Origin of the sequence: Solirhodobacter olei (genome assembly GCF_004010155.1) — a bacterium.
GTDB classification, from domain to species: Bacteria; Pseudomonadota; Alphaproteobacteria; order Rhodobacterales; family Rhodobacteraceae; genus Solirhodobacter; species Solirhodobacter olei.
Genome location: NZ_RRYH01000114.1, coordinates 1 through 360, shown reverse-complemented (window position 1 = coordinate 360; position 360 = coordinate 1). Strand labels below are relative to the sequence as shown.

Annotated in this window: 1 other RNA gene; it reads right to left on the bottom strand. The window is 55.6% G+C overall.

The annotated features are described in order from the left end of the window. Nucleotides 1-360, bottom strand: a transfer-messenger RNA (tmRNA) gene (gene ssrA / locus EIP85_RS22670).

Here is a 360-nt window from a genome sequence, read left to right as displayed (position 1 = left end):
GTCCGGAAGCACTCCATCCCCAGCACTACATGCTTAGCCCTCCGTTAGATCTCATTCCCAGGCAGCACGGTTGGCAAAGCGCACCTGAAAACCAGCCTGCTTTATCTAACCGGTAGCTGACAGGCAGCCACTACCGATGGTTCCGTGATAATGACCCTACACCTACGAGCACGGGCACAAGTAGGTTCGGGGGTTCGCCTTAGGCGGCTGTAGAACGACAACTAAAGCCAATTAAGCGGCGATAGCGAAGTCCGAACCGTAGTTGTCATCGTTGGCAACTAAAAGTTTGCTGCTGGATTAACGAGGAAAGCTGCCCCCTCGGCATGCGCCAAGCGACTTCGCGACCCCCGTCGAAACCAG